This is a genomic window from Streptacidiphilus alkalitolerans, from assembly GCF_042511045.1.
Taxonomy (GTDB): Bacteria; Actinomycetota; Actinomycetes; order Streptomycetales; family Streptomycetaceae; genus Streptacidiphilus; species Streptacidiphilus alkalitolerans.
Map to the genome: position 1 here is coordinate 185,567 of NZ_JBHEZX010000004.1, position 21,415 is coordinate 206,981.

Below are 21,415 nucleotides of genomic sequence, written 5' to 3' on the forward strand. Positions count from 1 at the left end.
GGGGGGCCGGGCAATAGTGCCCGGCCCCCCACGTGTGCTCAGCTCCGGGCGCCGGCACCCGCTGCGGCGGTGGCGAAGCCGCGCTCGGACTGGCGGCGGATCATCCGCACCAGCTCGTCCAGGTCGGGACGCTTGAGCAGGCTGTAGTGGTCCGCGTCGAGGTCGACCACGTGGGGCGGCTGCGCCGAGTACCCGCTGCTGCCCTCCAGGAAGGAGTAGTCGTCGCCCCTGGCCTTGAAGATGGTCACCGGTGCCTCGATCGTCCGCTCCAGCAGCTCGCGGAAGGAGTACTCGAACTCGAAGGTCTGCCGGACCACCCGGATGATCCGCCGGGTCAGGTCCGAGTCCAGGCCGGGGAACTTCTCCCCGATGAAGGCGATGAACGCCTCCTCGCTGCGGATCACCTCCAGGCACTCGGTCAGCATCGGCCCCTCGATCCCGGCCGCGAAGACCGAGAAGAGCAGCGTCACATAGGCCCGGTGGCAGCCCTCCTCGGCCAGGCCGTGCAGGGCGTCGTCGTGCGGACCGATCCTGGGCGAGCCGGGCGCGATCAGGAAGAGGTTCTCCACCCGCTGGCCGGCCTGCTCCAGCTGGTGCGCCGTCTCGAAGGCCACCCGGGCCCCGAAGGAGTAGCCCCACAGGGTGTAGGGGCCTTCCGGCTGCAGCTTTCTGATGGCCCGTATGTCGGCCGCGGCCATCTCCGCGATGGTGGCGTACGGGGTCTCGCCCTCGTTGATGCCGTGGGCCTGGACGCCGTAGAACGGGCGGTCGATGCCGATCCGTCCGGCCAGGGCGCGCAGGTTCATGGTGTAGCCGCCGAGGCCCGGCCAGCAGAAGACCGGGTTGCGTGCTCCCGCGTCCTGCAGCCGCACCAGCCGGGAGGACTGGCGGGAGGCGCCGGCGTCGATCCGCAGCGCCAGTTCCTCCAGGGTCGGGCACTCGAACAGCACCTGCAGCGGCAGCGAGCAGCAGAACTCGCGGTTGATCCGGTTGATCAGCGCCACCGCGATCAGCGAGTTGCCGCCGCCCTCGAAGAAGTCGTCCCGGACCGAGACGTCCTCGTACTTCAGCGCCCGGCCCCAGAGCTCGACCAGCAACTCCTCGGTCGGGGTGCGCGGGGCGACGAACGGACGGGAGGCGAGGGCGCGGTTCAGCGCGTCCGAGGCGGCCAGGGTCTTCGTGTCGACCTTGCCGTTGGCGGAGAGCGGCAGCCGGTCCACCACCACGACCTGGTTCGGCAGCATGTAGTCGGGCAGGAAGTTGGCCAGGTCGTCCTTGATGATCTCGGTCGGGCCGCGCATGTGAACGGCGTCCTCGCGCATGCCCTCGCTGGCCTGCTGCTCGGCGCTGATCCGGCCGCCGACGCAGAAGTAGGACACCGGTGCGTCCTCGCCGCGGGCGGCCAGGATCCCGGCGATCCGGCGCGCCGACGGCAGGTCCTGGCCGCCGCGGGAGCTGTAGCCGGAGGCCATGAACCCCAGGCCGACGTCGTTCATCTGCAGCCGCTGCAGCCGGCGGCCCAGCTCGATGTACTGCAGCCAGGGTTCGTGGGCCCGGCTGATGATGGAGATGCCGAGGCTGGACCGCTCGTAGACCTGCTGGTTGATCGCGATGACGTGCTTCTTCATGATCATCTCGTCCGAGATCCGCTCCAACTCGCCTTCGTGGTAGCGGTACTGACCGGCCGGGAGCTCGGCGATCATGGCCGGGCGGGACTGCACGTAGAGGTCGCTGGCGTCGTCGGGACGGGGCCCGGCGAACGGCACCAGGGCGAAGCTGCCCAGGTAGACGTCGTCCTCGGCGCAGCCGAGCCGGCCGCGCAGGGACGGGGCCCAGGCATCGGGGGTGATGTCCAGGCCGTAGTCCGGGAGCACCGCCTCGAACAGGCCGACCATGTGCCCGGCCTCGATCTCCAGGACCTCCTGCACATTGGTCCGGTAGACCGGCTCGATGGCCCGGCGCCGCCCGACGAAGTGGACCTTGAACCTCGCAGGGCCGTCCGTCGGGGCACCGTCCGCCGCGGCGATCAGCACCAGTCGGTGCTGGACCGGGTGGTAGTAGTACAGCCCGGCGTCGAGCCCGGCGACCCCGCCCAGCTCCAGGTAGAGCTGGGTGGCGTAGAGCGCGCCGGGGGAGGCGTAGCCGTACTTCGGCAGCAGCCGCTCCTCGCTCTGGTACTGGCCGAACCAGCGCAGCAGCTCCCCGAGGCGGTCCCGGGAGAGCTGGGACACCTCCGTCGGCGAGGAGCCCTGCGCCTGCCCGCCGAGCAGTCGCAGCACGTCGTCGCGGCTGACCGGGCCGCCCTCGTAGAAGCGGTAGGTCTTGCGGGCGAAGACCGTCCGCCGCTGCCGTGCGGTGGCCTCGGCCCCCGGCAGCTCCACGGCCGGACGGCCGATCAGGTCGTCCTCCTCGCGCACGCCCGGGTTCGAGAGCTGGGCCTTGACCTGCACCTTGCTGCTCTTGGAGCGGTGGTGCTCGCTCTGGTTGCCCTGGTCCATCAACAGGGCTTCGCGCGGGTTGAGTTCGACCGCGGCGAGCAGGTTCTGGAAGCCGGTGCGCGGGTCGTCCTTGACGATGACGGCGGCCTTCCGGACCCAGTCGTGCTCCTCGATGGTGAGCGCGATCTCGTCCAGCTCGACCCGGTAGCCGCGCAACTTGACCTGGTTGTCGGCGCGGCCGGCGAACTGCACCGTGCCGTCGGAGTTCCAGTACGCCAGGTCGCCGGTGCGGTAGAAGCGGGCGTCGGGGTGGTGCGGGCGGGGGTGCAGCGGGTCGGTGACGAACCGCTCCTCGGTCAGGTCCGGGCGGTGCAGATAACCGCGGGCCAACTGGACGCCGCCGATCTGGAGTTCGCCGATCTCGCCGGGCGCCACAGGGAGCCCGTTCGGGCCGAGGATCCGGTACTGGGTGCCGCGGACGGGTACGCCGATCGGCACCGACTGCGGGCCGTCGCCCACGGTGGCCGGGTCGACCTGGTGCGCGGAGGAGTTGATGGTGCACTCGGTCGGCCCGTACAGGTTGATCAGGTCGCAGTCCGCGAGTTCCGTGGTGAACTGCACCGCCAGCCGCCGGGAGAGCGCCTCACCGCCGCTGAACACCTGGGTCAGCGAGGAGCAGCCGGCCAGCCGCTCGGTGTCGAGCAGCGCCTGCAGCAGCGTCGGCACGCACTGCAGCGTGGTCACCTCGTGCGCGAGCACCGTCTCGATCAGCGCCTCCGGATCCCGGTAGACGCCAGGGCGGCCCATGACCACGGTGGCGCCGCAGGCCGGGGCGAGGATCTCCCACTGCGCGGCGTCGAAGCTCATCGGGGTCTTCTGCAGCACCCTGCGGCCGGGACCGAGACCCTGGGCCTCGCCCATCCACCGCATCTGGTTGACGATGGCGCGGTGCTCGATCATCACCCCCTTCGGCTTGCCGGTGCTGCCGGAGGTGTAGATCACGTAGGCCAGGTCGTCGGGTCCCACACCCTCGGCGAGGTCCGCCGGAGGGCCGGCCACGCCGTCGTCCGCCGGAGCGTCGGCCACGCTCTGAGCGCCGGCCACGGCCCGGGCGTCGACCGCGGCCGGGGCGTCGGGCATGCCCGGGACGGTGGCCGCGCCGTTGTCCGCCGCGTGGAGCCCGGGGTCCAGGGTGACCACCAGGGTGCCGTGCGGGGCCAGGTCGGCCAGCCGTTCGGCCAGGTGCTCCTGGGCGACGACGACCGAGGCGCGGCTGTGCTCGATCATGAAGCGGAGCCGCTCCTCGGGGTACTCCGGCGACAGCGGCAGATAGGCGCCGCCGGCGTGGAGGATGCCCCAGGCCGCCGTCATCAGCTCCAGCGACGGCTCGGCGTACAGGCCCACGCAGGAGTCGGCGGAGACCCCGAGCCGGCGCAGGTGCTGGGCCAGTCCGGTTGCGGCGTCGTCGAGTTGACGGTAGCTCAGCTGGGCGTCCTGGTACACCACGGCAGTGGCGTCCGGACGGGCCTGGACCTGCTCGCGGAGCAGGTCGGTAAGGCGTCTGTGGTCCGGCGGCTGGAGTGCCGACGGTTCGGATTCTGTCGCATTCACTGTTCTCTCCCCGGACGGTTCGGAAGGGCAGGGCGCGGAAGGCAGGGCGCGGAGGGGCAGACGGAGGGTCAGGCCCAGCGGCAGCTGTCACTCGCTGCCGAGGACGCTGAGGTAGCGCTCGCCGGAGTCCGGCAGCACGGTCACGATGGTGAGACCGGAGCTCTCCGGGCGGCGGGCCAGGACGAAGGCGGCGTGGGCGGCGGCCCCGGAGGAGATGCCGACCAGCAGCCCGGCGGAGCGGGCCAGGCCGAGCGCGGTCTCCCGGGCCTGGAGGTCGGTCACCGTGACCACCTCGTCGACCAGGGTCACGTCGGTGGTGTCGGCGAGGAAGCCGCCGTTGAGGCCGGGGATGCCGTGCCGGCCGCCCCAGCCCTGGGACAGGACGGGCGAGTCGGACGGCTCCACGGCCACGCAGCGGACGGCGTCCGACTGCTCCTTGAGGTAGCGGGCGGTGCCGGTGAGGGTGCCGCCGGTGCCCACGGCCGCGACGATGACGTCCAGCCTGCCGTCCAGCGCGGCCCAGATCTCCGGGCCGGTGCTGCTGTAGTGGGCCTGGATGTTGTAGGGGTTCTCGTGCTGGCGCGGCATCCAGGCGCCGGGCGTCGCCGCGGCCAGTTCGGCCGCGCGCTCGACCGCGCCCCTGAAGCCGGTCTCGGCCGGGGTGAGCACCACCTCGGCGCCGAGCAGACGGACCGTCAGAATCCTTTCCTTGGTGGCGTTGTCGGGCATCACGATGAGGCAGGCGTAGCCGCGGGCCGCCGCCAGCGAGGCCAGCGAGATCCCGGTGTTGCCGGAGGTGGCCTCGACCACCGTGCCGCCGGGCAGCAGCTCGCCGCTCGCCTCGGCCGCGTCCAGCATCCACAGCGCGGCCCGGTCCTTGCTGCTGGAGAGCGGGTTGCAGCCCTCCAGCTTGGCCAGCACCCTTACGTCGGGGGCGAATCCGGGGGCGCGCAGCCGCAGCAGCGGGGTGGCGCCGACCAGTTGGTCCAGCGAGTCGGCGACGCGCAGCGCGCCGCGCTGGGGCAGGTCCAGCAGGCTCATCGGACGTCTCCCTGCGCGGGGCCGGTCCCGGTGTGGATGGCGATCGCGTGCACGGCGGCCTCGGCCACCCGCGCGGCGGTGTAGGGGTGGTCGGCGACGGCGAGCACATGGCCGAGCCGGTCCCCGTTGCGGGCCAGCGGACGGACGGTGTCGCCCGGGTGGGCCTTCACCAGCACCTCCCGCACCCCGGCCATGGCCTCCGCCGACTCGACCCCGGCCACCCGGCTCACCGTGCCGGGGCAGGCGGTCAGGTAGCGGATCGCCGCCCCCGCGACCGGCTGCTCCGGGATGGTGTCCAGCACCGACTCGCCGAAGTACTGACGCACCACCAGTTCCAGGGTGGAGATGCCGAAGGAGAGGTCGACCAGCTCGGTGATCCGGCCGCCGGCCGGGCGCGGGTTGATCTCGATCAGCTTGGCGCCCTCGCCGTCGGTCTTGACCTCCACATGGGCCAGGCCCAGGTCGAAGCCGACCGCGCGCAGCGCCTGGACCGCGGTGTCGGCGCAGGCCTGCGCCTGCTCCGGCGGCAGCGCGCTGGGGAAGACATGGGCCAGTTCGACGAAGCGGTCCTGCCCGGCCAGGCTCTTGTCGGTGACGCCGAGCACCCGGAAGCGGTCGCCCTCGGCCATCACCTCGACGCTGACCTCGGGGCCGAAGACGCACTGCTCGACCATCACGTAGGGGGAGCAGTCCTGCCCCCGGGTGGTCTCGGTCCTGGCCAGGATCCGGTTGAAGGCGGCCGCGGCCTGCTCGGCCGTGGTGCAGCGGCTGACCTCGGCGCTGCTGGTCTCGTCGGCGGGCTTGACCACGCAGGGCAGCCCCACCTCCCGCGCGGCCGAGGCGGCCTCGGCGGCGGACCAGACGATGCGGAAGTCCGGCATCGGCACCCCGGCCGCGGCGCAGGTCTCCCGCATCCGGGCCTTGTCACGGGCCTTGGCGACGGAGGACTCCGACACCGTGGGCAGCCCGAGCCGGGCGCTGGTGCGGGCGGCCAGCACCACGTCGTACTCGGCGACGGTCAGGAAGGCGTCGAAGGGGTCGGTCAGGGCGATGGCGTCGACGCTCTTGGAGAGCAGGGAGTCGTCGTTGGTCTCGCAGTGCTCGATCCGCTCGACGTACTTGTCGAAGAAGGCTTGGGCGCCCGGGACCTCCAGGTAGCGGTCGAGGTCGCGGGTGAAGAAGGTGACCCGGTGGCCGAGGTCGTACGCGGCCCGCAGGCAGTCGAATCCGGAACCGGAGAGGTTGCTCTCGAGTATGCCCAGGTGGCTCATGCGATGCTCCTTGAGTGGACGGCGAGATGGGGGACGGCGAGGTCCGGAACGGTCAGTTCCGGGAGGGTGAGGTCGGGCAGCTGCGGCAGGGTCGCGGGCCCCGGCACGGCGGGGAGCTGGACCGCGGCGATCGGCGAGAGCACCCGGGCTCCGCTCGGCACGTCCTTGACGACCAGCGCGTTGGCGCCGATCACCGCCGCCCGGCCGACCGTCACCGGGCCGAGCACGGTCGCGCCGCAGCCGAGGATCACATCGGCCTCCACGGTCGGGTGCCGGGGGCTGCCCGGCGGCCGTTCCGCGTCGTGCCACCAGCCCACGGAACCCAGGGTGACCTGGTGAAACAGCGTCACATCATCACCGACCACGGCGGTCTCGCCGATGACGACGGACGAGCCGTGGTCGATGAAGACGCGCCGGCCGAGCTGGGCGCCGGGGTGGATCTCGATCTGGGTGACCAGGCGGGAGGCCGTGGCCAGCAGCCGGGCCAGGGTCCGGTGGTCGTGGGTGTGCACCAGGTGGCTGAGGCGGTGCAGGGCGAGGGCGGTGAAGGAGGGGTGCAGCACGGCCTCGGTCGTGCTGCGCACGGAGGGGTCGCGCTCCCTGATGGTCCGCAGGTCCTCGCGGAGCAGGTCGGTCAGGCGGTGGGCCGTAGTCGGACGGGGCTCGGTCGGGCGGGGCGTGGTTCTCATCGTGTCTCCAGCCGGATCAGTTGTCGGACCTGGGCGCACCGTTCGACGGCGGCGCCGACGTCGGGTGCGGTGACCACGACGTGGCCGTGCCGGGTCTTGGCGTCCACGGTCACCGGGACCTGTCCGCCCGGCTCGAACGGGACCGAGAGCTCATGCACGAAGGGCAGCGCCCCGGCCTGCTCCACCCCGGAGACCGAGACCACCGTCCCGGGACGGAAGTCGAAGAACTCGATCCGGGCCACCCCGCGGGCCGGACCGGCCGGTTCGAGGCGTCCGGCGAGTGCCGCGAAGACCGCCCGCTCCAGGTCGTAGCCGCGGGAGAGCTGCACCAGCAGCGGGATCCGGCCGCCGCCGAGACGGGTCTGCGACTCCACCACCCGGGGCCCGGCGCCGGTCAGCACCACCTCGGTGTGGACCGGGCCGAAGCGGTGCCCGGCCGCGTCCAGCATCCGGGTCACCAGCTCGGCCATCGCCCGCTCGTCGGCGGCGGGGAGCGGCGCGGGGTGGGTGTGCGCGGTCTCCACGAAGGTGGGCGGCGCGGTGACCTCCTTGGCGGTGATGCCGACCAGCTGGTGCCGGCCCTCCGCGCTGAGGGTCTCCACGCTGTACTCGGGCCCGCGCAGGTACTCCTCGACCAGCACCGGGCCCCGGTAGCCGTACCCGGCCAGCGACCGCTCCCAGGCGGCCAGGTCGGCCGGGCCGCTGATCAGCCGAACCCCGCGGCTGCCGGCCAGCGCGGTCGGCTTGGCGACCACCGGAAGGGTCAACTCGCCCAGTGCTGACCGGACTTGGTCCGAAGTGTCGAAGCGGCGCACCTCCACGGGGGAGAGGCCGTGCTCGGCCAGCAGCCGGCGTAACAGCGACTTGTCGTTGAGCCGGGCCACGGCCCGGGACGGGTTGGCGGCCAGGCCCAGCCGCTCGGCCTCCTCGGCGACCGGGAGCATGGTCTCCTCGCGGCCCAGGTGCACGATCCGTTCCACCCGGTGCTTCGCGGCGGTCTCGGCGACCACCCGGCGCAGCCCGGCGGTGTCGCCGAAGTCCGTGGTCAGATAGGCCTCGGCGCCGGCCGCCACCTCGCGCAGATAGCCGGGCGACTCCAGCGCCGGATCCCACAGGGCGACCGTGCTGAACCCCTCTGCCCTGGCCTGGCCGAGGAACTGCCGGTAGGGCATCACCATCAGGATCCTCATCGCAGCTTCCCTCCCGTCAGCAGTTCGCCGTCCAGCGGTCCGGCCTCGGCGGGCGGGACCACCACGGCGCGGATCCGCGAGGCGCCCTCGCGGGCCGCGGCCACCGCGCTGTCCTGGTCCGGGCCGATCGCGCGGACCATGGCCAGCCGGGTACCGCTGGAGCGCAGGGTGCCGATCCGGTCGCCGGGCCGGCCCAGCACCTGCACCTCGACCACCCCGGGCGTGTCCAGCGCGTGCTCCACGCCGAAGAGGCTGAGCAGTTCGCCCTCGCTGCCGGTCTCGGGCTGGATGAACCAGATCGCCGCGCAGAGCTGGTCCTTCGGCTCCGGCTCGGGATCCCCGCTCCGTTCGCCCGGCAGCCGCTGCAGCACCGACTGGTCCACGGTGCGGGCGGCGAGCAGGCTGAGCAGGTCGACCCCGAGCGCGTCGCGGACCAGCAGCGGGATCCAGCCGCCGGCCGGACGCAGATGGGTCTCCACCATCCGCGGGCCGCGCTTGGTCTCGATGATCTCGGTGTGGGTGACCCCGTCCACCACGCCGAGCGCGCTCAGCGCCCGTTCCACGAAGTCGGCGATCCCGGCGGCCTGCGCGGCCGGGAGCAGCGCGGGCACCACATGGCCCTCCTCGACCCGGTGCTCGCTGTCGCTGAACTTGCCGGTGATGGTGACGACCCGGTGCGCGCCGCCCTCGCTCATCGCCTCCACGCTGTACTCGGTGCCGCTGAGGAACTCCTCGACCAGCAGCGTCGATTCGGGTTCGGCGGCGCGGGCCCACTCCCAGGCGGCCTCCAGCTCGCCGAGGTCGCGCAGCACCGAGACGCCGCGGCTGCCGGAGGCCGAGTCGGGCTTGAGCACGCACGGCAGCCCGGTGAAGGCGACGGCCGCCCTGGCCTCCTCGACGGTGCTGACCGAGCGCACCCGGGTGTCGTCCAGGCCGAGCAGCGCCAGCCGGTGCCGCATCGCGGCCTTGTCGTTCACCAGCCGGACCGTCTCCCGGTCCGGGGCGTCGATGCCGAGCCGCTCGCCGATGGCCGCGCCCTTCTCCTGGTCGACCTCGCTCCAGGCGGCGACGGCGGTGAACGGGTCCTGGGTGTGCAGGAATTCGGCCATCGCCAGCCACTCGTCCAGGGTGGCGTCATTGCTCATGGCGATCAGACGGGCGTTGCGCTGCGGGTTGTTGATCTTCGGCAGCACGGACATCCGACAGATCGTGGTGGTGCGGACTCCGGCGGCGGCGGCACGGATCTCGTCGTGCAGTCGCCGACCTCCGCCGACGATGAGGATGTGCGGGGGCATGAACGCTCCTTAGCTACGGCTGCCGACGGGCGAGACGGTGGTGGGTGCGGGAACGACTGCGGCGGGCACGACCGCTGCCGGGACGGCGTCGCGGGTCCACGGCCGGACCGCGGCCTCGGGGAGCCGGTGCTCCATCCGCAGCAGCGCCAGCGCGGAGCCGGAGGCGAGGGTGGCCAGCAGCAGCCACAGGCCGGTGGGGGAGAGCGCCAGGCCCGCCGTGAACAGGGTCGGTGCGGCGGCGCTCGGCAGCGCCCAGGACAGCTGGTAGAAGGCCATGTAGCGACCGCGCAGCTCGGCCGGCGCGGTGCCGGTGGCCAGCGCGGAGGTGGCCGGGGAGTGCAGCAGCTCGCCGGTGGTGTAGAGCGCGGTGGCGAGGAACAGGCAGCCCAGCAGCGGTCCCTGTCCCGGCAGCAGTGCCGAGGAGGCGAAGAGCAGGAAGGAGAGGGCGAACACGGCTCCGCCCAGCGCCGCGGTCCTGGTCCTGGCCCGCCGGATGACCAGCCGGGTCAGCGGGATCTGCACCACCGCGATGCCGATGGTGTTGAGGGCGTAGAGCATGCCCGGCACCCCGGTCGAGGTGCGCAGGGTCTGGGTCAGATAGACCGGCAGCACCATGCTCAGCGTCATGTAGCAGAGCGCCAGCGGCGCGTTGATCAGGGTCAGCCGGACGAAGGAGCGGTCCCGTGCCACCGTGCGGTAGCCGCCCTTGCGGCTGGGCCGGCCCGCCCCGCGGGTCCGGGCCACCACCGAGGGCACGGTCGCGATCAGCACCGCGGCCAGGACGAAGCTGACCGAGTCCAGGCCCACCACCAGGTGGTAGGAGCTGTTGTGGCCGACACCCAGCAGCACGCTGGCGGTGAGGCCGCCGATGCCCAGTCCGCCGTTGCGCAGGCTCTTCTGACGGGCGATCAGCCGGTCCCTCGCGGTTCCCTGGGCGATCTCGGAGATCAGCGCCTGGATCGACGGCGGGAAGGTGCGGTCGCCGAACGCCACCAGCACCACCGCCAGGAACATCTCGACCTGGTTGTGGACCAGCAGGTAGCCGCCGAACCCGGCCGAGCGGAGCAGATAGCCCCCGATGACCACGGTGCGGGCGCCGTAGCGGTCCACCAGGATGCCCGCCAGCGGGTTGCTGACCACGCCGAGCAGGGCCGCGACGGTCATCGTGGCGCCGACGGCGGGCAGCGGCAGCCCGGTGACGTAGTGGAAGTAGAGCAGCGAGAGCGGGAGGTACATTCCGCTGCCGGTGGCGTCGACCAGCATGGCGACCGTGTACCGCCAGGACGCTCGGGAGTGGGGCTGGGGCATGGTCGGTCTCCAAAGGGGCGGTGGCGGCCGGAAGCAGACGGCGGAACGGGGATCGGTCCGCCGCGGCAGGGACCTCGCCCAACGCACACTCTGTGCGGCAGGCCCGGTACCGGACAGCGCCCCCGGTTGACTTCGTCAGGTGCGCCGAGGGCCCGTCGGGGGGGCGGATCCGGGCGGATGGGGGTCCGGCCACCACCCGGGGCCGCCGGAAGCGCCACGAACGGGGCTTTCACCGGCCGTTCCGGCCGGGGGTGGTGGCCGGAGCACACTCGCGGACCCCCAAGAGGGTGACAGCACCCCCTGATGTACGGGCCCGGCGGCGGCCCAGAGTGGGGCATCAGCAGCCTTCTCGCCTGCCACTCCCGAGCCGCTGCCCCACCGGGGGCCGATTGGACGAGGACATCATGACCACGACATTCGCCTCCCTGGAGACCACCGTCCCGCAACAGGCCGCCGTCCTCTGCGACCGGGTGTTCCCCTCGCTCAGCCGTCGCGACCAGCGCGGGAAGGCCGAGCAGTACCTGCACGGGCTGCTGTCGGCCCCCGGCCGCAAGTCGATGCGCAATATCGCCGGCCACCTCGGCAGCACCGCCGCCGAGCAGAGCCTGCACCACTTCATCTCCGCGTCCACCTGGGACTACGCACAGGTGCGGGCGGCCCTCGCCGACTATGTGGAGGAGGAGGTGCGACCGCAGGCCTGGGTGCTGCGCCCGATGGTGATCCCCAAGGCCGGGCAGCACTCGGTCGGGGTGGAGCGCCGCTTCGTCCCGGAGTTCGGGCAGGCGGTCAACTGCCAGCAGGCCTACGGGGTCTGGGCCGCCTCGGACGCGGTGAGCTGCCCGATCGACTGGCGGCTGCACCTTCCGGACCGCTGGATGGCCGACCCCGAGCTGCGCCGCCGGGCGAAGATCCCCGCCGACGCCCGCTGGCTCAGCCCGGTCGAGTGCGCGATCGACGCGGCGGCGGCCACCGCCTCCCGCGACGCGGCCCGGCCGCACCCGGTGGTGCTGGACCTCGCCGACGCCGAACTCGGGGTCGGGACAAGGCTGTTGGACGAGTCCGGGCTCACCTTCACGGCCGGGATCGGCGCCACCACCCGGCTGATCGCGGCCGACCTCGCCGTGCCGCGGCACGGGACCGAGTTCACCGCCGCGCACCTGCTGCAGCTGGCCAGGACCCGCTGGCGTCCGGTCGAGTGGCAGGACCCGAGCGGCGGCGGCAGCCGTACCAGCATGGTGGCGGCGGTGCGGGTGCGGCTGGCCGGGCGGCCCGGCACGCCGCTGCTGCTGCTGGGCGAGTGGACCGACCTGCGGGCCGGATCACAGCGGTTCTGGCTCAGCAACTGGCACGAGGCCACCTGGGGCCAGCTGCTGCGCACCGCCAAGCTGGCGCAGCGGGTGGAGCTGGACTTCGCCGAGGTCTCCGGCCGGGTCGGTCTGATGGACTTCGAAGGGCGCTGCTACGAGGGCTGGCACCGGCACGCCACGCTGGCCTCGGTCGCCCATGCCGTCGCTGTGCTGGCCGCCCGCCGCAGTGGCGCGGGCTACGACCGCCGGGGCCGTGCGGCGTGAGTGCGCTCGGGGTCGGTCAGGCTCTGCTTGGTCCGCTCCAGCCGCAGGGCCAGCTGGATCTCCAGTGCCTGGGTGGGCTTCTGCCAGTTCGGGCCGAGCAGTTCGGAGATCCGCTCCAGCCGCCGGGAGACCGTGTTGGGGTGCACATGCAGCAGTTCCGCCGCATAGGTGGGGCTGGAGCCGGAGGCGAAGTACGCCTCCAGGGTCTCGATCAGATTGGTCGCCCGCAGGGCGTCGTAGTCCAGGACCGGGCCGAGGGTCTGCCTGATGTAGCCGACCACGTCATTGCTCTCGCTCAACAGCACACCGAGGAACCCGAGTTCACGTGCGGTGGCGCTGGTGCCGGCCGCTCCCAGCGCGGTCTGCGCGTCCAGGCAGCGCAGGGCCTCGGCGCTGGTCGGGTGGACCCCCTCCACTCCCGAGAACGGGCCCGCGCCGGCCACGGTCACCGGCTGGTCGAGCAGCGGGGCGAGCTCCTGGGCCACCGCCTTGGCGGCGACCGACGGATCGTCACCCGGCAGCAGCAGCACGATGATTCCGCCGCGTACGCTGCGCAGCCCGCCGGTGCGGTAGGCGTAGGAGGAGGCCCAGACCGCGGCCCGGCCGGGGGAGCCGGACTCGGGGCGGGCCACCACGACCACGTGCGGCCGGTCCAGGTCGACGGCGATCCGCCTGGCCCTGGCCTGGATCTGCTGGGTGGACTGGCGCGGCGCGGACAGCAGGTCGTCCAGGAACTCGTCCCTGACCTGGCTCTCGGCGATGGCCGCGGTGCGGTGCATGGCCAGCGCGACCGAGGCGGTGCCGGCGGTGAGGCGCAGCAACTGTCTACCGCCGGTGGTGAGCGGCCGGTGCGGGGTGACCAGCAGGGTGCCCAGGCCGTCGCCGTTGACCCCGAGGGCCAGCACCCAGCACTCGCCGGACTCGCCGCTGCCGGCCGGGGTGCCGCTGATCCGGACCGGTTCCCGGCTGACCCTGGCGTCGATCGAGGCCCGCAGCACCTTGGCCTCGTCCAGGGCGGGCAGCTGGCCGAAGCAGGCGAGCTCCTCGCCGCCGGTGCCGCGTACGCAGACCGCGCTGTCCAGCGCGTCGCCGGCCAGGGCGACCAGGGCGCCGAGGTCGGCGCTGCCGAGCATCTGGTCGGTGAGCCGCAGATGGGCCTCGGCCACCCGCTGCGCGTCGCTGAGGTCGGACCGGACCTGTGAGGCCCCGTGCTCCAACTCGGTGACCTGGGCGTGGATCTGGTCCAGCAGCTGGGTGCGTTCGATGGCGACCGAGGCCAGGTCGGTCAGCGAGCTCATCAGCGCGACCTCGTCCGGCGTGAAGTAACGTATCTGCCGGTCTGCCACGTAGAGCACGCCGAAGATCGCCTCATTGTGCCGGAGCGGCACCGCCATCAGCGCGCTCAGGCCCTCCTCGCGGACCACCTCGTCCAGGACCTCGGAGTGGTGGATCCTGGCGTCGGTCAGGTAGTCGGGGGTCCAGAGCGGGGCCGAGCTCCGCCGGGCCTCGCTGCCCGCACCGGCGGTGGCGGGTATTCGGAGGCCCACGGTGAGCGCCGTGGCGTGGCCGTCCGCGGTGCGGACGTAGCCGTCGCCGGCCTCGTGGTCGTAGAAGCTGATCCAGGACATGTCCAGGTTCAGCAGCTGCCGGGCCCGGCGGGCGATCACCTTGAGCAGCGCGTCCAGCTCATAGGGCTGGGTGAGGTCGCGCGCGGTGTCGACCAGGGCGGCCAGGCCGCTCTCCCGCTGCTGGCGGCGGGCGAACAGGGCACGGACGTTGAGGGCCAGATCCCGGGCCCGCAGCAGCTGCTGCATTTCCTCGGCCGGAGGGGCGGACCGCCGGGCCTCGTCCACGAGTCGGTCGAACTCACTGGCCGGAACCCCCTTGGCCAGGAGTTCCAGCATCATCAGAGCGTCGACTGCCGCGCGCGGCGCATTGGAGTCCACTCTGCGACCCTCCCCGTCGGCTGCCCTGACTCTCGCAGAGGCGCTGACATGCTCTCACAAAGGGCGCCTTGGTGTCGCGGCCACCGCGTACCGGCCCCCTTCTGTTGCCGCGTCACCTTATGCAGGAGACGAGTCCTCCACAAGAGTGAGCCGCGACACGGGGACACCGTGTACCGCCAGGTGATCACACTCTTATGGGGGAGGCCGACATGAGCAGTCTGCTGACGCAGCAGGGCTCGGATGTCAGAAGTTACCTGGGTTCACTCGAACGCAGCCGCTGGTCGCGTACCGAGGCCGTACGTCCGCGGGTGTTCAGTCTGGCCGGACGCGACTGGGACCTGCTCGACCAGGTCTTCGCCCCGCCGCACCACGCCAGCACCGCCGTTGCTCTGGAGCTGCTCGGTATCACCGCACCCTCACCCGTCACCCTCACCGGCACGCTGCTGGAGATCGGCTCCGGCACCGGCGTCATCGCGGTCAGCGCCGCGCTGCGGCACTGCCGCACCGTGGTCGCCGCCGACATCAACCCCCACGCGGTCGAGAACACCGCGCTGAACGCGGAGCGCCACGGCGTCGCCCACCGGGTCAGGTCGCTGCACAGCGACCTCTTCTCCGGCCTCGGCCCGGACGAGCGCTTCGACACCGTGGTCTGGAGCTCCAACTACGTCCTGGCGCCGACCGACTTCGAGTACCGCGCGGTCCACGAGCGCGCCTATGTCGACCCCGGCTACGCCGCGCACCGGCGCTACCTGGCCGAGGCCCGGAACTGGACCACCGAGGGCGGCCGGGTGCTGCTGCACTTCAGCTCGCGCGGCGACCTGGCGGCGCTCGGCGCCATCGCCTCGGCCACCGGCTGCCGGCTGCGGCTGCTGAAGAGCACCAGCGTGCTCGAGGGCGCGGATCTGATCGTGCACCAGCTGTTCGAGGTGGTGGCGGGCTGATGCGGATCCTGCTGGTCGACAACTACGACTCGTTCACCTACAACCTCTTCCACCTGCTCGCCGAGGTGACCGGCGACGAGCCGACCGTACTCAGCAACGACGATCCGCACTGGCGCCCCGGGATGCTCGCCGGCTTCGACGCGGTGGTGCTCTCGCCCGGACCCGGCCGCCCGGACCGGGCCGAGGACTTCGGCCTCTGCACCGAGCTGGTCGAGCACGGCGAACTGCCCACGCTGGGCGTCTGCCTGGGCCACCAGGGCATGGCCCACCTGCACGGCGGCACCGTGGCCCGGGCCCCCGAACCGGTGCACGGCCGGGTCGAGCAGGTGCACCACCGGGGCCAGGACCTCTTCGCCGGACTGCCCACCCCCTTCGCCGCGGTGCGCTACCACTCGCTCACCGTGACCGGCCTGCCGCCGGAGCTGGAGCCCACCGCTTGGACCGCCGACGGCCTGCTGATGGGCCTGCGGCACCGCTACCGCCCGCAGTGGGGGGTCCAGTTCCACCCCGAGTCGGCCTGCTCCGAGCAGGGCGGCGGGCTGGTCGGCAACTTCGTCCGGCTGGCCGAGGCGGAGCACGGCCGCCGCGGACGCCCGCTCGCGGCCCCCCGGCGGCAGGAGCCCGCGCGGCCGGCCGAGGCGCCGGTCGCGGAGCCCGCACCGGCCCGACGGCTCCGGGTGCTGACCCGGGCGGTGCCGCTGGCCCTGGACGAGGAGCAGCTCTACGACCGGATGTTCCGCGGCGGGGACCACGCCTTCTGGCTGGACTCCAGCGCCGCCGACAGCGCCGAGGGCCGGTTCTCGATCATGGGCGACGGGTCGGGGCCGCTGGCCCGGACGGCCCGCGCCGACACCTGGACCGGCACCGTCACCATCACCTCCGCCGACGGCGAGGAACTGGTCACCGGGGACTTCCTGGACTGGCTCGACCAGGACCTGCGCACCCTGGACACCCGGCTGCCCGAACTGCCGGGACCGTTCGCCCTGGGCTGGGTCGGCTACCTCGGCTACGGGCTCAAGGCCCAGTGCGGCGGCGCCAACCAGCACCGCTCCGAGGAGGACGACGCGGTGCTGGTCTTCACCGACCGCGCCGTGGTGGTGGACCACGCCACCGGCACCGCGCACCTGCTGGCCCTGGCCGAGGAGGGCAGCGCGGCCGGGAGCGAGGAGGCCGCGCGCCGCTGGCTGGAGTCGGCCGAGTCCCGGCTGCGGGCACCGGCGGTCCGGCTGCCCGGTGCGCCGGCGCAGCCGGTCCAGGCCGGAGCCGTCCGGCTGCGGCACGAGCGGGACCGCTACCTGGACCTGGTGGCGGAGTGCCAGCAGGAGATCGCGGCGGGGGAGACCTACGAGGTCTGCCTCACCAACCAGCTGGAGGTCCGGGCCGAGCTCGACCCCTGGCAGGCCTACCGGCGGCTGCGCCGGATCAGCCCGGCTCCGTTCGGGGCGCTGCTGCAGTTCGGGGCGGTCTCGGTGCTGAGCACCTCGCCCGAGCGCTTCCTGCGGGTGTCCGCCTCGGGGGTGGCCGAGTCCAGCCCGATCAAGGGCACCAGGCCCCGGGGCCGCACCGCCGCCGAGGACCGGGCGCTGCGGCAGGACCTGGCGGTCAACCGCAAGGACCGCGCCGAGAACCTGATGATCCTGGACCTGGTCCGCAACGACCTGGGCCGCTGCGCCGAGTCCGGCACGGTGGAGGTGGCCGGGATGTTCCAGGTCCGCACCTTCGAGCGGGTGCACCAGCTGGTCAGCACGGTCCGGGCGCGGCTGCGTCCGGAGAGCGGCGCGGCCGAGTGCGTCCGGGCGGCCTTCCCGCCCGGCTCGATGACCGGGGCGCCCAAGCGGCGGACCATGGAGCTGATCGACCGGCTGGAGCAGGGGCCGCGCGGGATCTACTCCGGTGCGATCGGCTACTTCTCGCTCAGCGGCGCCGCCGACCTGAGCGTGGTCATCCGTACCGCCGTGGTCACCCCGGGCCGGGTCCGCTACGGCACCGGCGGCGCGGTGATCGCGCTGTCCGATCCGGCCGAGGAGTGGGAGGAGACGGCGGTCAAGGCCGCCCCGCTGCTGGACCTGGTCGGCGCCGAGTTCCCGGGCCGGGTGCCGGGACTGCTGCCCGGGCTGGTGAGCGGCCTGGTCAGCGACGCCGTTCCAGCTCGTCGGTGACCCGCTGGAGCAGCTTGGACCAGGAGACGGTCAACTGCTCCAGATGGTCCGCCTCGAGCCGGCGGGCCAGGTCCTGGTGCGAGACGCCGAGCCAGGAGAGGTTCGCCAGATCGCGTTCGGCCGAGATGTGACGCCCCGACAGGGTGTCGCCCTCCAGCAGCGCGTGGTCGGCGACCGCCTCCAGGGTGCGTAGCGAGACACTGCTGACCACGCCCCAGGCGACGAAGCCGTCGACATGGCGGGTGTCGGGTCCGGCCGGGCCGATGGCTTCGGTGCCGGACCACAGCAGCCGCTGCGGCCGGGCGCCGGCCGCGGCCAGGGCCCGCCAGCGGTCGCTGCGGTAGCGCAGGTCGAACTCCCGGTAGGCCAGCCGGGCCACCGCGGTACAGATGCGGTGGCGCAGCGGCGCCGGGCCCGGCCGCCGCAGCAGGTCGAAGGCGTGCTCCAGGGCCGCGTCCAGCTGTCCCAGCGGGAAGGTGGCGACGGAGGGGATGGCGGACAGGTCCCGGCCGTTCAGCCGGGCGCGTTCGAGGCCGTCGAAGTAGGCGTCGACCACCTCGCCGTAGCGCTCGGGGGAGTACACCGGGCCGACGTCCACGCCGATGCCGTCGGCCAGCAGCTCCGAGACCACCGGCAGCCAGGCCCCGCCGGCCGGGGCCCGGACCAGGACGTTGGGACGGTCCACGGCCCAGTGCAGGGCCCGTGCCTCGGCCGCCGCGGCCTGCAGCGGGACGGCCGCGGCAGTCGCGCTGACCAGCCCGTCCCGTCCGTCGGCGGCGGTGTGCACCGGGGCCAGTGCGTCGCAGAGCAGCCGGAGGTCGTCGGCCAGCAGCTGCCGGGCGCTGGTGGCCGGGTCGACGCCGCGGGCGGCGAGGTCGATCAACTGCCGGTGGTAGCCCCGTTCGTGCAGGCCGTCGGCGAGCACGTCGGGGGCGTGCACCGCGCCGGTGATCCGCCGGTCCCGGACCAGGGTCGCGAACTCCCCGGAGAGGGACTGGTTCCTGGTCACTCCGTCCAGCCAGAGGGAGACGCCTTCGGACTGCAACTGCTTCAACAGGTCGATGGACATGAAGCGACTCCTCTCGATCATTCTGCCGCACCGTGCCCGACGTTATCCGGGAGGTGGGAGACCTCCGAAACGCTGATCCACTACTTGGTCAGGTCGTGGCCCGACGGGCCCTCCAGGTGACGAAGTGCGCGGGCGTCCATGGGGCGATTTCGCACGCCCGTCGGATAGTTCGGTAGGCGGCTGACACGTCCTGACCGTCCTCGACCAGTCCTGACCTCCCGCCCTCCGCAGATTGGAACCAATCCCTATGTGTGGCCTCGCCGGCTGGGTTTGCTACCAGCGTGATCTGACCGAGCACATCACGCCCTCTGCGGCGATGACCGCGACCCTGGTCTGCCGGGGGCCCGACGCGGCAGGCCAGTGGATCTCGACCCATGCCTCCCTCGGGCACCGCCGGCTGGCTGTGATCGACCTGGAGGGCGGCGGCCAGCCGATGTCCGCGGGCGACGGGCTGCCCGTCCTCAGCTACACCGGGGAGGTCTACAACTACCGCGAGCTGCGTGCCGAACTCCGGGCGCTGGGACAGGAGTTCCTCACCGACAGTGATACCGAGGTGGTGCTCCGCGGCTATCTGCAGTGGGGCGAGCAGTTCGTCGAGCGCCTCAACGGCATCTACGCCTTCGCCCTGTGGGACCCGCGCGTCGAGGAACTGCTGCTGGTCCGCGACCGGATGGGGGTCAAGCCGCTCTACTACTACCCGACCGCGGACGGGCTGCTGTTCGGCTCCGAGCCCAAGGCGATCCTGGAGCACCCGGACGCCGAGGCCGTGGTCGACGCCGAGGGCCTGCGCGAGGTCTTCAGCATCGTGAAGACCCCCGGCCACGCGGTCTTCCGCGGCATGCGCGAACTGCGTCCTGCCACCGTGCTGCGCTACGGCAGGGACGGGCTGACCGAGCGCCGCTACTGGAAGCTGCGGGCCCAGGAGCACACCGACGACCTGGACACCACCGTGGCCACCGTGCGGAGCCTGCTGGAGGACATCGTCGAACGCCAGCTGGTGGCCGATGTCACCGTGGGCACCCTGCTCTCCGGCGGCCTGGACTCCAGCGCGGTCACCGCGCTGGCCGCCGGGGCCCTGGCCAGGCAGGGCAGCCCGGCCGCGCTGCAGGCCTTCTCGGTCGACTTCGCCGGCCACGAGGCCAGGTTCGAGCGCAACGTCCAGTGGGAGGACCCGGACACCCCCTACGCGGTCGAGGTTGCCGCCCATGTCGGCGCCGAGCACATCGTGGTCGAGCTGGACAACGCCGACCTGCTGGACGACGGGGTCAGGTCGGCCGTGCTGCGGGCCCAGGACCTGCCGGTCTCCACCGGCGACATGGAGTACTCGCTGCTGCTGCTGTGCCGGGCGCTGAAGCAGCGGATGACGGTCGCGCTCTCCGGCGAGGCCGCCGACGAGCTGTTCGGCGGCTACACCTGGTTCCACGACCCGGAGGCCGTGCACGCGGACACCTTCCCCTGGCACCACCCGTTCGAGCAGGCGGGCGGCATCGGCGCGCTGCGCGCCCTCGGCCTCTGGGACCGGCTCGGCCTCGGCGAGTACGTCAAGCAGCGCTACACCGAGGCGCTGGAGGACGTGCCCCGGCTGGCCGGGGAGACCGGCCTGGAGGCGCGGATGCGCGAGGTCGGCTACCTCAACCTGACCCGCTGGGAGAACTTCCTGCTGGACCGGAAGGACCGGATCAGCATGGCCGTCGGCCTGGAGGTCCGGGTCCCGTTCACCGACCACCGGCTGGTGGAGTACGTCTTCAACACCCCCTGGGCGATGAAGACCTTCGACGGCCGGGAGAAGAGCCTGCTCCGGGCCGCGATGCGCGGGGTGCTGCCGGACTCGGTGCTGGACCGGAAGAAGAACCCCTACCCGTCCACCCAGGACTCCCGCTACGAGGTGGCGCTGCGGGCCCGGCTCGAGCAGGTGCTGCGCGACCCCGCCGCGCCGGTGCTGCGGCTGGTCTCGGCCGAGGAGGTCCGGGTGCTGCTCGACGCCCCGGTCGGCAGCTACGGCGTGGGCGGGCCCTGGAGCGCCCGCGCGGTGCTGGAACGGCTGCTGGAGTTCAACGCCTGGGTCACCGACTACGGCGTCCGCGTGGTGACCTGATGGACGCTCACCTCACTGTCTGGTCCGACCTCGGCTGCCCCTGGGCCACCGCGGCGCTGCACACCCTGCGGTCCACCGCGGCCCGCCTCGGCGTCCCGCTGCCCATCGACCACCGGGCCTTCCCGCTGGAGCTGTTCAACCGCCAACCCACGCCCAAGCACATCGTCGAGTCCGAGATCGTGGCCATCGCGGCGCGGCGCCCCGAACTCGGCTGGCGGCTCTGGGCCGGCCGCGACTGGGAGTACCCGGTCACCACGCTGCCGCCGATGGAGGCGGTCCAGGCCGCCAAGCACCCCGACGTCGGCGGCCTGCGGGGCAGCGACGAACTCGACGCGGCCCTGCGTCACGCCTACTACACCGAGAGCCGGTGCGTCAGCCTGCGCCCGGTCATCCTCGACATCGCCGGGGAGTGCCCCTCGGTCGACGCGGACGCCCTGGCCTCGGCCCTGGCCGAGGGGGCGGGCAGCGCCGCGGTGCACCAGGACTGGCTGACCGCCAAAGGCCCCGGGGTCCAGGGCAGTCCGCACCTCTTCGCCTCCCACGGCCTGCTGCCGCCGGAGGGCCTGCACAACCCCGGCGTCCGCTACGCCTGGACCGGCGACCCGGACCAGGGCGGCTTCCCCCGCCTGGACGAGTACCGCACCGACTGGGCCGAGCAGCTGGTCCGCGCCTTCGCCGACCACGCCGCAGGCGACCGGCGCCTTCCCGTCGGCCGAGCCGCCGAACCGAACGGAGACGACAGGTGACCACCGCACTTTCCCCGATCCTTTCCCCGATCCCGATCGAGGCCT

General features: G+C 72.8%; 14 protein-coding genes. 5 read left to right on the forward strand and 9 right to left on the reverse strand.

Annotated elements, in window-relative coordinates:
- Positions 1-38 precede the first annotated feature (38 nt).
- The 7 genes from ACEZDG_RS10395 to ACEZDG_RS10425 all read right to left on the reverse strand — a co-directional run bounded on the left by ACEZDG_RS10395 (position 39) and on the right by ACEZDG_RS10425 (position 10,843).
- Positions 39-4,049: an amino acid adenylation domain-containing protein gene (locus ACEZDG_RS10395; RefSeq protein WP_380505936.1), complete on the reverse strand. Its 4,011-nt coding sequence runs from the start codon at positions 4,047-4,049 to the stop codon at positions 39-41.
- An 87-nt stretch (positions 4,050-4,136) separates the two neighbouring features.
- Positions 4,137-5,090 carry a PLP-dependent cysteine synthase family protein gene (locus ACEZDG_RS10400; RefSeq protein WP_380505939.1) on the reverse strand — a complete coding sequence of 318 codons (954 nt, stop codon included), beginning with the start codon at positions 5,088-5,090 and terminating at the stop codon, positions 4,137-4,139.
- Positions 5,087-6,361, reverse strand: a complete 1,275-nt coding sequence (locus ACEZDG_RS10405) for an ATP-grasp domain-containing protein (protein WP_380505942.1) — start codon at positions 6,359-6,361, stop codon at positions 5,087-5,089. The genes ACEZDG_RS10400 and ACEZDG_RS10405 overlap by 4 nt, the downstream gene beginning before the upstream one ends.
- Positions 6,358-7,050 (reverse strand): serine O-acetyltransferase EpsC, encoded by a 693-nt coding sequence (epsC, locus tag ACEZDG_RS10410; protein WP_380505945.1) that lies wholly within the window; start codon positions 7,048-7,050, stop codon positions 6,358-6,360. The genes ACEZDG_RS10405 and epsC overlap by 4 nt, the downstream gene beginning before the upstream one ends.
- On the reverse strand, positions 7,047-8,240 hold the full coding sequence (locus ACEZDG_RS10415) for an ATP-grasp domain-containing protein (protein WP_380505948.1): 1,194 nt from the start codon (positions 8,238-8,240) through the stop codon (positions 7,047-7,049). The genes epsC and ACEZDG_RS10415 overlap by 4 nt, the downstream gene beginning before the upstream one ends.
- Entirely contained in the window at positions 8,237-9,535 is a 1,299-nt protein-coding gene (locus tag ACEZDG_RS10420; protein ID WP_380505951.1) for an ATP-grasp domain-containing protein, read from the reverse strand. The genes ACEZDG_RS10415 and ACEZDG_RS10420 overlap by 4 nt, the downstream gene beginning before the upstream one ends.
- Positions 9,536-9,544: 9 nt before the next feature.
- Positions 9,545-10,843: an MDR family MFS transporter gene (locus ACEZDG_RS10425; protein WP_380505954.1), complete on the reverse strand. Its 1,299-nt coding sequence runs from the start codon at positions 10,841-10,843 to the stop codon at positions 9,545-9,547.
- 404 nt (positions 10,844-11,247) lie between these two features.
- Between ACEZDG_RS10425 and ACEZDG_RS10430 the strand changes: the two genes are divergently transcribed.
- A complete protein-coding gene (locus ACEZDG_RS10430; protein ID WP_380505957.1) occupies positions 11,248-12,414 on the forward strand; it encodes an IS701 family transposase in 1,167 nt (388 codons plus the stop codon).
- Here the strand turns inward: ACEZDG_RS10430 and ACEZDG_RS10435 are convergent.
- Positions 12,387-14,360 carry a helix-turn-helix domain-containing protein gene (locus tag ACEZDG_RS10435; protein ID WP_380505960.1) on the reverse strand — a complete coding sequence of 658 codons (1,974 nt, stop codon included), beginning with the start codon at positions 14,358-14,360 and terminating at the stop codon, positions 12,387-12,389. The genes ACEZDG_RS10430 and ACEZDG_RS10435 overlap by 28 nt on opposite strands.
- A gap of 209 nt (positions 14,361-14,569) precedes the next feature.
- On the opposite strand from ACEZDG_RS10435, the gene ACEZDG_RS10440 reads away from it, so the two are divergent.
- Together ACEZDG_RS10440 and pabB are read left to right on the forward strand one after the other, a co-directional pair.
- Positions 14,570-15,301 carry a 50S ribosomal protein L11 methyltransferase gene (locus ACEZDG_RS10440; RefSeq protein ID WP_380505963.1) on the forward strand — a complete coding sequence of 244 codons (732 nt, stop codon included), beginning with the start codon at positions 14,570-14,572 and terminating at the stop codon, positions 15,299-15,301.
- Positions 15,301-17,460 (forward strand): aminodeoxychorismate synthase component I, encoded by a 2,160-nt coding sequence (pabB, locus tag ACEZDG_RS10445; protein WP_380505966.1) that lies wholly within the window; start codon positions 15,301-15,303, stop codon positions 17,458-17,460. The genes ACEZDG_RS10440 and pabB overlap by 1 nt, the downstream gene beginning before the upstream one ends.
- On the opposite strand, the gene ACEZDG_RS10450 is transcribed toward pabB, so the two are convergent.
- A complete protein-coding gene (locus ACEZDG_RS10450; protein ID WP_380505969.1) occupies positions 17,432-18,529 on the reverse strand; it encodes a transaldolase family protein in 1,098 nt (365 codons plus the stop codon). The genes pabB and ACEZDG_RS10450 overlap by 29 nt on opposite strands.
- A 247-nt stretch (positions 18,530-18,776) precedes the next feature.
- On the opposite strand from ACEZDG_RS10450, the gene asnB reads away from it, so the two are divergent.
- Together asnB and ACEZDG_RS10460 are read left to right on the forward strand one after the other, a co-directional pair.
- Positions 18,777-20,624, forward strand: coding sequence for an asparagine synthase (glutamine-hydrolyzing) (gene asnB / locus ACEZDG_RS10455; RefSeq protein ID WP_380505972.1), 1,848 nt, complete (start codon positions 18,777-18,779; stop codon positions 20,622-20,624).
- A complete protein-coding gene (locus ACEZDG_RS10460) occupies positions 20,624-21,370 on the forward strand; it encodes a DsbA family oxidoreductase (RefSeq protein WP_380505975.1) in 747 nt (248 codons plus the stop codon). Before asnB ends, ACEZDG_RS10460 begins: the two co-directional genes overlap by 1 nt.
- The last annotated feature ends 45 nt before the right edge of the window (positions 21,371-21,415 follow it).